This window comes from Nostoc sp. (assembly GCF_036917195.1).
Classification (GTDB): Bacteria; Cyanobacteriota; Cyanobacteriia; order Cyanobacteriales; family Nostocaceae; genus Nostoc.
In genome coordinates this window covers 275,612-287,631 of the sequence record NZ_JBALDG010000020.1, presented here as the reverse complement: position 1 = coordinate 287,631, position 12,020 = coordinate 275,612, and the positions used below count along the sequence as shown (strand labels likewise).

General features: G+C 45.4%; 14 protein-coding genes. 8 read left to right on the top strand and 6 right to left on the bottom strand.

Going from position 1 to position 12,020, the window contains the following annotated elements; translation table 11 throughout:
- Positions 1 to 137: 137 nt before the first annotated feature.
- Positions 138 to 524 carry a hypothetical protein gene (locus V7K40_RS07425; RefSeq protein WP_334958152.1) on the bottom strand — a complete coding sequence of 129 codons (387 nt, stop codon included), beginning with the start codon at positions 522 to 524 and terminating at the stop codon, positions 138 to 140.
- A gap of 239 nt (positions 525 to 763) precedes the next feature.
- Between V7K40_RS07425 and V7K40_RS07420 the strand changes: the two genes are divergently transcribed.
- From V7K40_RS07420 to V7K40_RS07385, 8 genes are all read left to right on the top strand, one after another.
- On the top strand, positions 764 to 958 hold the full coding sequence (locus tag V7K40_RS07420; protein ID WP_334958150.1) for a hypothetical protein: 195 nt from the start codon (positions 764 to 766) through the stop codon (positions 956 to 958).
- A 44-nt stretch (positions 959 to 1,002) separates the two neighbouring features.
- On the top strand, positions 1,003 to 1,179 hold the full coding sequence (locus V7K40_RS07415; RefSeq protein WP_334958148.1) for a hypothetical protein: 177 nt from the start codon (positions 1,003 to 1,005) through the stop codon (positions 1,177 to 1,179).
- Positions 1,180 to 1,687: 508 nt separating this feature from the next.
- Entirely contained in the window at positions 1,688 to 1,870 is a 183-nt protein-coding gene (locus V7K40_RS07410) for a hypothetical protein (protein WP_334958146.1), read from the top strand.
- A 101-nt stretch (positions 1,871 to 1,971) separates the two neighbouring features.
- A complete protein-coding gene (locus V7K40_RS07405; RefSeq protein WP_334958144.1) occupies positions 1,972 to 2,427 on the top strand; it encodes a hypothetical protein in 456 nt (151 codons plus the stop codon).
- A gap of 31 nt (positions 2,428 to 2,458) precedes the next feature.
- Positions 2,459 to 2,851: a hypothetical protein gene (locus V7K40_RS07400; RefSeq protein ID WP_334958142.1), complete on the top strand. Its 393-nt coding sequence runs from the start codon at positions 2,459 to 2,461 to the stop codon at positions 2,849 to 2,851.
- The gene (locus V7K40_RS07395; RefSeq protein ID WP_334958140.1) at positions 2,848 to 3,066 is read left to right on the top strand and encodes a hypothetical protein; all 219 of its coding nucleotides are present in this window, start codon (positions 2,848 to 2,850) and stop codon (positions 3,064 to 3,066) included. The genes V7K40_RS07400 and V7K40_RS07395 overlap by 4 nt, the downstream gene beginning before the upstream one ends.
- Positions 3,067 to 3,401: 335 nt before the next feature.
- The gene (locus tag V7K40_RS07390; protein ID WP_334958138.1) at positions 3,402 to 4,607 is read left to right on the top strand and encodes an IS110 family transposase; all 1,206 of its coding nucleotides are present in this window, start codon (positions 3,402 to 3,404) and stop codon (positions 4,605 to 4,607) included.
- 93 nt (positions 4,608 to 4,700) lie between these two features.
- Positions 4,701 to 5,981, top strand: a complete 1,281-nt coding sequence (locus V7K40_RS07385) for an aspartate aminotransferase family protein (RefSeq protein ID WP_334958136.1) — start codon at positions 4,701 to 4,703, stop codon at positions 5,979 to 5,981.
- A 144-nt stretch (positions 5,982 to 6,125) separates the two neighbouring features.
- On the opposite strand, the gene V7K40_RS07380 is transcribed toward V7K40_RS07385, so the two are convergent.
- From V7K40_RS07380 to pgmB, 5 genes are all read right to left on the bottom strand, one after another.
- Entirely contained in the window at positions 6,126 to 6,734 is a 609-nt protein-coding gene (locus tag V7K40_RS07380; protein WP_334958134.1) for a DUF4129 domain-containing protein, read from the bottom strand.
- A gap of 165 nt (positions 6,735 to 6,899) precedes the next feature.
- Positions 6,900 to 7,388 (bottom strand): DUF2243 domain-containing protein, encoded by a 489-nt coding sequence (locus tag V7K40_RS07375; RefSeq protein ID WP_273762221.1) that lies wholly within the window; start codon positions 7,386 to 7,388, stop codon positions 6,900 to 6,902.
- Between the two features lie 98 nt (positions 7,389 to 7,486).
- Entirely contained in the window at positions 7,487 to 7,879 is a 393-nt protein-coding gene (locus V7K40_RS07370) for a pentapeptide repeat-containing protein (protein WP_334958132.1), read from the bottom strand.
- Positions 7,880 to 7,949: 70 nt separating this feature from the next.
- Entirely contained in the window at positions 7,950 to 8,387 is a 438-nt protein-coding gene (locus tag V7K40_RS07365) for an Rrf2 family transcriptional regulator (RefSeq protein ID WP_334958130.1), read from the bottom strand.
- A 552-nt stretch (positions 8,388 to 8,939) separates the two neighbouring features.
- Positions 8,940 to 11,993 (bottom strand): beta-phosphoglucomutase, encoded by a 3,054-nt coding sequence (pgmB, locus tag V7K40_RS07360; RefSeq protein WP_334958128.1) that lies wholly within the window; start codon positions 11,991 to 11,993, stop codon positions 8,940 to 8,942.
- Positions 11,994 to 12,020: the final 27 nt, after the last annotated feature.

Below are 12,020 nucleotides of genomic sequence, written 5' to 3'. Positions count from 1 at the left end.
TTTTTTGATTGGTTGACTCTCAACCGTGACGTGTTTGCTGCTTACAAAGCTAGTTTGGGCTTTATTTGGGCTTAATTTTTGTTTAAGTCGCGCTACGCAAAAACAAAACCGCCCTAGCCACAGTCGGCAGGACGGTTTTATTCAGATTCTTCGGGATTGACAGCGAGATTATATATTTCTTGTTTTAGTATTTGAACTTCCTCTGTGAAAGAAGCCTCAAACTCCTTACTCTCTCCTAGCCGCGCCTCAAGACGATGCTGATGACCGCCCACATAAGTATGAAATGCTTTTTCAAGGAGTTCAAGGCGCTCTAAGATTTTACCAGCAGCACTTTCTCCGTTCCAGACGATAGTTGTCCCAGAGGTATTTTCCCTTGGGCTATCAGTCGTAGTAATTCCGAGCGGTTCAGTCCCATCGACTGAGCTTGAGCCGCGAATGCTTCCCAGTCTGTTTCGCTGATCCGAACTGTCGCCCTTATTTCGTTTTCTATCTTCTTTGGCTTTGCCATCGTTAGTAATTTCCATCTGATTTTCCTATATTACTGTACGAACGTTTTTATCTGTACGAACACTTGACAACAAATAACGTTCGTACAGTATACTATTTTTATTCTTGTACGAACAAGAATTATTAGACAATATATTCTCTCCCCCACGCCTAATCCTTTGCGTGTTCGCCGGAGCAAATCACCCGCGCCTTGTCCTTGCGCGGAAACACCCTAAAAATCAGATCGTGTTAAGTCAACAGTTAACAGTCAAACCCTATGGGCAGAATCAAAGTTCGTATAGAAGGAGGCCCCAAAGACGTAAAAGCCTTTGCTGAATTCCTGCACAAAGTTGAGGCGACTATCAGCGCCCTGTCGCTCGTGAGTGAAAGTGCAGATTATCCCAACCGCAACAGCACAGATGTACGCCGTTATTTAGAGCTTGAGTTTGACTCGGAGGTAATGGATAACTAAAAACCCATTGTTATATCTGCACACTTGCCAACCCAGGAAACCACATGACAACCACAGTCCAAGAATTGCTTGAAGACTTCAAATATTACACTCCTGATACGGAGGTAGTTATCAAAGATGTTAACGATCGAGAATTTGCGATCATTCGTTTCCAGTTGGAAAGCCACACCCTAACTATCGTCATTGGCGAAAAGGTTGAGGAGGAGTCGTCAGCAGCGTAGCAGCATAACTATTGAAAAGGCGATAGCCTACCGTCCCAGCGGATAGCGATCGCCATCTCTACGAGCAGATTTTTAATCAAGGAGATTATACCAATGTCAAAGTCGCTAGGCCATTACACAAGTTATACCCCAGGTGAGGATACACTTCTTGCAACATTGCAAGATAAATATGGTGCAGCATTCGAGAAAATGACTAAGTGAGAAAAGCTGGTTATTCTCACCGCTCTAGCATCACACATCGGCTGTCAACTAGAGGGTGATTGTCGCGCTGAAATTTTTGCTTACGCAAAGCAGATCACAGAACAGCTGACCATCGCTGACCAAGCAGGAATTATGGAAGCGATTATCGGTCAAGTCCGCTGGGGTCAAAATTTTGTCGTCACGCCAGGAGAAGCGCCTATGGGATAACTGCGTATTTGTTTACTCTCAGAGAATTATAAGGAACACACCAGCGCGGGCTGGCAAAACTCGTGCTGGTGTTTTTTACACACATTTACAACTGAAAATTATGGATTACCGCAACGAACTTAGACCCTGGGTAATTTTTGAACATCTCCCCGATGGTAACAACAAGTGCGTTGCTCGGCTTCGCACCCGTAGCGATGCCGATGCCTACGCAAGCCTTTTGCGCCGAGGAGGTGGGAGCTTTGAGGTGATGTTTGACAAACAGCCCCAGGAAATTCTTGGATAACTCAAAATTTATGTAGCGGTCGCGTAAAGGGAGGAACGCGATCGCAACATTGACTCAAACACTTTCAAACGTGAACAAGATAAAAATCTCACACAACTGTTATGGGAGCTATTGACCGAGGGAAGGAAATTATCAAGGAGGAAATTCGAGCGACTCAAGCAGGTTCAATAGCTCGAATTCCGGTTGCTGATGAAGCCAATTTAGTTGTATTCCAGCAAGCTTTAAGAGCGCCAGACATAAAGCGTTTGCTTATTCAAAAAGGGGTCAGCGTTGAATTTTATTTTCCTGAAGCACCTGTGGAGCAAGCCAAAAAAGCTATGTTGCAAGTTATCAGGAGCGCGTCTGGGGAAATTCAAGAGATTGTGTTTCCTGTTATTCCCCAAGATTATGCAGATGCCGAAATAGCCTTAGCTAGTCCAGAGGTACAACGAGCGCTGAATCGGCGTGGTATTACTGCCTCACTCCGACGGCAGGAATCTCAACCACAAATAGTTATCGCCAGCATCGACCAAGTGATTAGCGGTGAACTTGACCGATATATGAGGTCAGGGGAATAGAAATGTCAAAAAATATCGCTTGTACAAGCAAATGGAAACTTGGGCATCGTTAAAATCCAACACACCTTTTAATCAAATCTTTACTGATGGGAAAGTTCCAATAAAGTCAATTGTTCCGATAATTCCTAGAGATAAGACAAGTCCAGCCTGCTATGTAGTTGATGCAGATTTTTTAAGCAATCAGCAAATACTTGTACTAGCAGAAAGACTTTATCAAATGTGGCAACCAGAATGCACTGATGTGCAAATGGCTGTTGATTACATTCGTCAAGGATTGCCTCTTAAATGTGACCACTTCTGCTGTGTGACAACAACCGATCAAGCAGTTTTTGCAGCAATGCTTGATGAGCCAACCAGTAATGATGATTTTGATGATTGGGAAAACGAGGATGATGATTGGGAAAACGAGGATGATGAATTATGAGTAAGCAATCAAATGAGAAGTCTGTTATTTTACCCAAGGATGTATTTGTACTAAACACTTTAGCGATGGGAGTAGCTATACAAATTCTTGCCAAAATTACGGGGGAAGAAATAGAAGAATGGAAAAAATATGTAAATGTAACAGCTAGTGAGCAATACAGGCAATTATCTAGTCAACAAATTCAGGAAATAGTTAACACTATTAAGGATTTATAACCGCCTGATGAGTCGCAATTGCGATCGCGCTACGGCGTGGGCTACCCAACACAGTAGCCGAAACGGTGTTATCGTTGCCACCGTCGCGGTCTGGAATCCAACTCAGACGTACAGTACATGCACACAGTAGCTTAGGGCTTTTAAAAGGAAACAAGCTTTTATGGCTTTCTGTACTTCATAAGCTCGGCTGCCGTAACTGTGCTGTTAACAACCCTGTGCCATCAGAAGTTGCCGCTTCTAATTTTGCCTTGAGAGTGAATTAGGCTGATTGGGCCTTCGGGTGATTCATAGGCATGGCATCAGGGACATAAACACAACCACCCAGGAGGAACTGAATGATTAGAATTTTGGGACTTGATGTCAGCAAGTCCTCTGTTTCGGCTTGCCTGCTTACTGAAAAACCCTCAGATCCACGTCAATTTTACTACGAGTGTCCGTTTTTTCAATTGAGTGCTGATGCAAAAGGAATTCAAGGTTTACTCGCGCTCAATGCGGACATTGCCCTACTAGAGCCAACTGGCAATAACTACAGTAAGCTTTGGGGCACTCACTTGGCCCGCGCCGGGGTAGAAGTTCGGTTAGTTGGTCATAAAGAACTGAGAAATTATCGAGCTAACCACCTGGCATTACCTGATAAAGATGATGATGCAGATGCCCTAGCGCTGGCGTGCTACTACTTCGACTACCATAAAGAGCCGCGGCGATTTGTGCAAATTCGCGATCGCAGTATTGTTAAAATTCGGGAACTGGTGCTGAGACTTGCTCATCTCAACCGGGTACAGTCACCTATAATCAATCGTGCGCGGCAAGATTTAGCCTGGCAGTTTCCAGAGGTGGCGCTGGTAAAGTCACGGCGGGGTGCAGCAGGTGTTGCGCCGTTACTGTGGGGGTGGCTTGCAGGAGTTCGCAAAAGCACCCGTTACGACCGCTTGTACTCTCAAACTGTGGGCTTGGGCATCACTGACACCGTTCGCGAACATGCAAAACGCATCTGTGACCTGCAACGCGAGGAACACGCCATCGAGGTAGAGTTGCGAGAATTGCTTGCTGATTCTCGGTTTGACCATTACCGCACAGTCTTCAAAAAGTTTGGATTTGGCGATCGCCTGTGTGCGGTTCTAATTTCCCAGATTTACCCCATTGAGGGATTCTTGGATGCTGACGGTAAACCAGAAGTAAAAATCCGCCAGGGGCGAAACTCTAAAAAACCGACTAAACGTCACCTTTCACTGAGAAGATTTCAGAAAGCTTTGGGCGCTGCTCCCTCACTTGAAGCATCCGGCGATAGCCGTAAAAGCAAAGTGGTAGGCGGGTCTGACTTATGTCGGAAATCTCTCTGGCAGTGGGTGTTCACCAGAATTGAGCCGCAGCGCGCGCGCCTAAAAAATGATATTGGTAAAATTTTGGGTAGTCAAATAGATACTGAAAAAGCAGCCGGTCGCCCAGTAAAGCTGGTCAGGAATCGCGTGGCAGCCAAAGGAGCAAAATTACTATTTAGAGAACTAGTAAAAGTCCACTGTTCACCCAATACTTTAGAGTGAAGTACAAGTTGTACTAAATAAAAAGTAATTTTTAGGGATTTCTAGGAAACTAGTAAATAACTATATAATGAAAAACTTTCAGGAGGAGCGGTAGTGAGCCTACAAACTCTCGTTGACCAAGCCACCATCCCCCCAGATTCAGGGTCAGCATCCAGTCCCTTTAGTGCAGATAGCTTTAATGAAGCTGTCATGTCTACCTACGCCCGGTTTCCTTTAGCCCTAGAACGGGGTGCTGGATGCCGGGTTTGGGATACACAGGGGCGAGAATATCTGGACTTTGTGGCTGGAATTGCCACTTGTACTTTGGGACACGCCCACCCAGCTATGGTAGAAGCGGTGACACGCCAAATCCAGAAGCTGCACCATGTCTCTAATTTGTACTACATTCCTGAGCAAGGTGAATTGGCAAAATGGATCGTTGATCATTCCTGTGCCGATCGCGTATTTTTCTGCAACTCTGGAGCTGAGGCTAACGAAGCCGCAATTAAACTGGCGCGGAAATATGCCCATACAGTATTAGACATTGAAAAACCGATTATTTTAACCGCCAATGCCAGTTTCCACGGGCGGACTTTGGCGACGATTACTGCCACTGCACAACCGAAGTATCAAAAATATTTTGATCCTTTGGTTCCTGGTTTCCACTACGTAAATTACAACGATATTAACGCTGTAGAAGTGGCAATTAGCGAGTTAGATGAAGGTGATTATCGGGTAGCAGCAATTCTGATTGAGCCATTGCAGGGAGAAGGCGGTGTGCGTCCAGGAGATATTGCCTATTTCAAAAAGCTCCGGCAGATTTGCGACGAAACTGGCATTTTATTGATTTTTGATGAAGTGCAAGTTGGTATGGGGCGCAGCGGTCAATTATGGAGTTATGAACATCTCGGCGTTGAACCGGATATCTTCACCAGTGCCAAAGGCTTAGGTGGCGGTATCCCCATCGGCGCAATGATGAGTAAGAAATTCTGCGATGTTTTTCAACCAGGGGAACACGCCAGTACTTTTGGCGGAAATCCTTTTGTGTGTGGTGTAGCACTCAGTGTTTGCCAGACATTAGAGCGGGAAAATATTTTGCAGAATGTGCAAGACAGGGGTGAACAATTGCGATCTGGATTGAGGGCGATCGCAGCAAAATATCCTCGGCAGATTGGGGAAGTTCGGGGATGGGGTTTAATTAACGGTTTGGAGTTGCGAGCCAACATTGAGCTAACCGCAGCCGATGTCGTCAATGCTGCCATCAACCAGGGCGTATTGCTCGTACCAGCCGGGCCAAAAGTAGTCCGATTTGTGCCACCGCTGATTGTCACAGAGGCGGAAGTAAACACTGCCTTGGAAGCTGTAGAAAAGGCGATCGCGATCGCCACAAAATAAAATATCAACCTCTCGTTCCTTGGCTCTGCTAAGGAATGGGTTTAGGGAGGCTATGCCTCTAATCTTTGGCGGCAGAGCCTCTAAATAGGCATTCCCATGCAGAGCATGGGAACGAGTTTAATCTTTACGTCCCTGCGTCCCTCTTCATTCTGGGGAAATTTCCCGATAAGCTTGCCGACACTGTTCATAATTGTCTGGCAAAATTTCGGCATTACCAAAACATAATTGCTCGTGAGTGGTAATTAAAGTTTCATAAGGCTGTATGGGAGTCACAGACGATCGCAGCAATTGCAGATATTCTCCATCTGTACGGCTGAGTTTGTGGGGTGCGATGGCGTTTTGATCCAACTGCTGCAACATCGCTAAATAGATACAACGGCAAGCTTCACGGTAGTTACCCTGACGGTAAAATTCTTGCGATCGCTCCAACAAAAGGGCTATGGATGACTCACTAAAGCGATTTTTTACGCGAAAATCAGTTAAGTTACTACCTCTACTCAGCCAAGAATATACATAAGGACTGAATTCTCGCCATAATCGCCAACTCACCCAAGCTATAAATAAGCCTATTACCAGCCAAAAGAGGAATTTCAACAACTCACCAAGCCAAGGGCTAATCGACCATCCAGTAGGCAATTCGGGCATTGCCTGTTGAAAGCGGTAAAACTGGTATTCGCACCATTCTCCCACTTGGTGTTGAAATTGAGACAACTGCCAACTCCAGCTAGTTTTTTCAAAAGTATCTGTAGGCATAAGGGGGAGTGGGGAGTGGGGAATGGAGAGCAGGGGAGGCAGGGGAGGCAGGGGAGGCAGGGGAAGAAGAACTATTGATTATTGACCAATACTTCGACTCCCTTCGACTACGCTCAGGACAAGCTCAGTACAAGTGCCCAATGCCCCATGCCCAATGCCCCATGCCTATTGACTATTGACTACTGACTCTTTTTTTATCACTATCGAGCCGATAACAATAAGTAGCGCACCGAATGCAAGAAATCCTAGATCCCAAACTAACTGATTTGGGCCTGGTTTGACATGATGGATACCGAGAATTTGGTGGTCAATTAAACCTTCAACAAAGTCAAATAACCCAGTTCCAATCACTATTGACCCAATAAAGGTTTGTGATGACCAAGGAACATCATCACGCCCTCCTGCACGCCATAGCAACACAAGTCCTACCACGGTGAATACCCAATCCAAGGCATGAAATAACCCATCCCATACCATGTTCAAATCTATATTCGCCGTGTTTGTCAGAGGTCGAATGCTACTGAGCATATGATGCCACTGGAGGAGCTGATGCAGTAAAATTCCATCAAGAAATCCTCCAAGACCCACACCAAGACAAATTCCAGCACTAATTAGCGGTGCGCGTCGGTAGAAGGTTTCACTTTTTGCCTCCATTGTCAACCTCATAGATAGGCTTTCTTACCAAAATACAACATCTTTTAGAAGAAAAATCTTCTATCTTGAGGCAAGTATGATCATTCAACTTAAATTAATCAATTTTCAAATTTAATCTGCATACCCGCTTTCACTGGGTCGAAATCTTGAGGAAAATGGGTGCTGCGATCATAGTCTGCTTTTTCCAGGTTCGCTCCTTTGAGGTCAGCTTGGCACAGATTCGCTGACATTAACAATGTTCCCCTAAGATCAGTATCCTTGAGATTAGCTTGACTTAGATCGGCAAAGCTCAGGTCAGTTCCCCTCAAATTAGCGCCACTCAGGTTAGCTTCACTCAAGTCAGCATAACTGAGATCAGATCCTTTCAAGTTAATGCCTTGCAAATCAGCATTACTCAGTTCTGCTTTATTAAAATCTCGTTTTCCGGCTGCATAACTCTCCACAAGAGTAGCGGCACTATTTATCGGCTGTTGAGAATTGACTTCAGGCATATAACAGCCTCACGGGTTATCTCGTTATTACTTTGATATTAAGGATAAAAATTCTCCCACTTCATCCTTCCTAAATGTAATACATGAGTTCCTTCTGCTTGCGGATTGATCTTCGCTCACAAAGGTCTTGGAGTGTATATTTTTCCAAAACGGAGTTAGCAGCCTGACGTGCTTCCTGCCAGACTTCCTGAATTAGCTCACCTTCTACCGTGTTGGGAGTCGGCTCACAATCAGAGACAACAATATCTGACCCTTCCATGCAGCTAAAAGCATCGAACACTGTAATCTTACCAGGTTCTCGTGCCAGAACATAGCCACCTTTAGCTCCGCGTATACTCTTAATTAAACCTCCACGCCTTAATGTTGCCAGAAGTTGTTCCAAATAGCGGTTCGGTATGTCTTGCAATGCCGCTATCTCTCGAATTTGTAGGGCTTCACCGTTAGGGTAGCAGGTTGCTAACTCTAACAGGGCTAGAAGTGCGTATTCTGATTTGTTAGAGATTACCACAGGCGTAATATTTTAAAGTCATATTTTAAAGATACAAAGTCCTTGAGTTCGTTTCCCTAACCTACTGTTAAGAAAAACTTTACAATTAACTTATTGTTGACGGGCTAACTCTACTTTAAAGACCTTCAAGAATAGAAGCAACTATTTTTTGCTTTTAATTCGATAAATAAAAGTGATTGATTATTATAGTGTCTTTTTGAATTTAAGAGTTTAACTAGTCTTTAATACTCATTAATCAGGCTTAGAACTCCGTTAACGAGTTTTTTGATACTCAAAGGACGCAGATCATAAGTGGTAACGCAAAATTATTTATGTCATTGCCAGCGAAATGAAATGTAGCAAAGCAATCCCAAACCGCAAGTGAATTGCTACCCTGCAAGAACGCCTGCCGTAGGATGGCCGAACGCAAGAGCGTCTCCTGTCTTGAGAAAGGCTATAGGGCGAACATTTCGCTTTGCTTTGGCAATGACAAATGTATATTTAATTTTGCACTACTACTTAACTCCACTTTTTTGCCTCTTTGTTGACTTGTTTAGGGACTTTCAACAAATTTTATTTGGAAGTTCCTAAATGCTTTTGTCTGGCAATGTTGCTTAATTTGGCTCTTAAATCTGCCCATTTGACCCCTGCTAGGCTGGGCAAAACAACATGAGCGGCTCCAACTCGTTGAGCGGGGCCGAGTCCTACTGCCCACATACCAGCGGCTAGAGCCGCTTCAACGCCTGCTGCGGCATCTTCTACAACTACAGATTGCTCTGGTTCGAGTCCTAGTTGCTTGGCTGCATACAGAAACAGGTTGGGTGCTGGCTTGGGTTCCTGTACACTATAACCATCAGCGATCGCATCTATTTTATTAGCAATGCCCAGTCGCTCGATCACTGTGCGGGCATTTTTACTACCTGAACCAATACCGATTTTAATCCCAGCTTGCCGCAGTTCATCTAAGAAGGCGATCGCACCTGGCAACAAATCCTGGGGCGTCATCTTTTGCATCAATTCCACATAATAGCGATTCTTGCGCTCCATCATCTCCTCGATTTGTGCTTCCGAATACGGTCTATCCTTAAGAATCAGCATCAGGGAAGCACGACGGGATACACCCCGCAACGCTTCGTTAGCCTCCCGATTAAACGGTATACCCTCTTCATCTGCTAGCTTTTGCCAAGCTAGATAGTGAAGTTCTGCTGTATCTGTTAGCACACCATCTAAGTCGAAGATGAATCCTTGGATGTTCAGGTTATCGGTTGCTTCGCTCTGGGATTGAGGATTAGGAACTGGGGGGGATGAGGCAGGGGAAGCAGGGGAAGCAGCCTGCTGTTCAGAAGCTTCTGAGCGGAGATTTGGGGGATTTGCAGAAGGGGAAACTTGGAGAGATTTTAGTTGATTAGTTATATCCTGGGCAACTTGTCCCGGACGGAGATCGAACTCGTGCCATTTCCCGCGCCAGTGCAGTTTAAACTTCAGGCGTGTCCAGCCAGGGGGCAGGTGGGGATTAGCTACGGGGCCGTTTTCGGTTAGTTGGATGCCACCGAATCCAAAAATTACAGCTTGCCAAACACCACCAGCAGTAGCGCCATGAATTCCATCTTTGGTGTTACCTCGGTTATCTTCAAGATCCACCATTGACGCGTGCATAAAATGTTCGTAAGCTTGCGTTGATTTGCCCAAATCGGAAGCTAAGATGGCGTGAACTGCTGGGCCAAGGGACGAACCATAGGTAATGTCTGTACGGGGTGCGTAGTAGTCCCAGTTTATCTGCAATGCTTTTTTGTTGTAGGGAAAATCTGCTGATACCCGCATTAAATAAAGCAGCATCAATACATCCGGCTGCTTGAGTACTTGAAATTTATTAATTTTCTCAATACCCAAGATGGTTTGCATGGAGCGATCGCGTGGTTCATATTCTGCTAAATTGATATCTTCCAATTGGAAAAATCCCTCGATCTGCTCAATTAGCTCTGTTGATGGGTCATAGAAAAACAATATTTTGGCGATGATATCTTGCCAGTGCCCTCGTTCTTCTGGGGTGAGTTTTAGTTTCTGTTCTAGTTCGGTAGCTCGTTCGCGGAATTTGTCAACCAACCAATCATAAACTGCGATCGCTTTCTCTAAATGCCATTGCGCCATCCGGTTTGTAAAGGCGTTGTTGTGAACCAATTCATGGTATTCATCCGCTCCGATCACTCCCCGAATTTCATACTTTTCCTGCTCAGGATTAAATTCCATGCGGCTACCCCAAAAAATGGCCGCATCCAAGATCACCTCTGCGCCGCACTTTTGCATCCACTCATCGTCACCAGTGGCTTGCCAGTAGTTCCAGATGCCGTAGGGGATATCTGCATTGAGATGAATTTCGCGATCACGGCACCAAATCCGCACGTCTTCACGATAAAAATCACTTTCGAGTGCCCAACGTGGTGTCACTTCATCTCCGGTATCTGCACTTTCCCAGGCATACATTGCCCCTTTATACCCGTAATGGGCTGCCTTGCGTTGCGCTCCTGGCAAGGTGTGCCAGCGGTAAGTGAGTAAGTTGTGGGCGATCGCTGGTTGGGTAAACAGAAATAGGGGCAGCATAAAAATTTCTGTATCCCAAAAGATATGACCGCGATAACCAAACCCCGAAAGGGTTTTAGCAGGAATACTCACCCGATCATCATTCTGTGGCCCAGCAATCAGCAGCTGAAACAGATTGTAGCGAACTGCAAAAGTAGCTGTGTTATCCCCTTCAATGAGAATATCACTTTGCTGCCAAACCTCATCCCATGCCTGTAGATTAGCTTTTTGTAATGTTGCATAGTCTGGCAGGTGTGCAAGTTTTTCTTGAGCTGCTGGGACTGGTGCTTCAATCTCCCGCGAGGTAAAAACTGTGACGATTTTTTCTACTGTTACGGTCTGTTGCGCTTTAGCCTGGTAGTTCGTACTCAAGGTAGGATAACCAGGTGCGGTACTGATTTGCAAAGATGCTTCAATGCCTAATATTGTTACCTTAGCTGCCATACCGAGTTCAATTCGAGAGTTGCGGGTGCGGCGTTGCAACCAGATTCCTTGGTTTGTCTTGCCCTGATCCAGTCCTTCCCAGTGATTGAAACCCTGATTTTCTGGATAGCCGTTAATGCTAGCTTGAACTTCAATTAACCCATCAAAGTCTACTGGCGTTATATTGCAGCGTAGCGCCAACACGTGCGGATCTGCAAGACTAGCAAAGCGTTCAAAATGGATATCTATGGTGTTCCCACTCGGAGAACGCCAACGCAAGGCACGGTTCACTAGTCCTTGACGGAGGTCAAGTTGGCGATTATAGCTCAATATCTCACCTTGATCCAGACGGAAGCGATCGCCATTCACAATCACTACCAAGGGTAGCCAGTCTGGGCAATTTACCAGTTCAGTGTACACTACTGGCACATCGTCATAGACACCGTTGATGAAAGTAGCTGGCAATGCATGAGGATGCCCTTCCTCAAAACTGCCCCTTGTTCCCAAGTATCCATTGCCGATTGTAAAGACGGTTTCTTTGGATTGCAATTGCTCAGGGTCAAACTGGGTTTCGATTAATATCCAGTCTGTGTAGATAAAATGGCGAGAACGACCTTTTGTTTGCATAAAGTGGGGAGTGGGGATTTTGAGTCT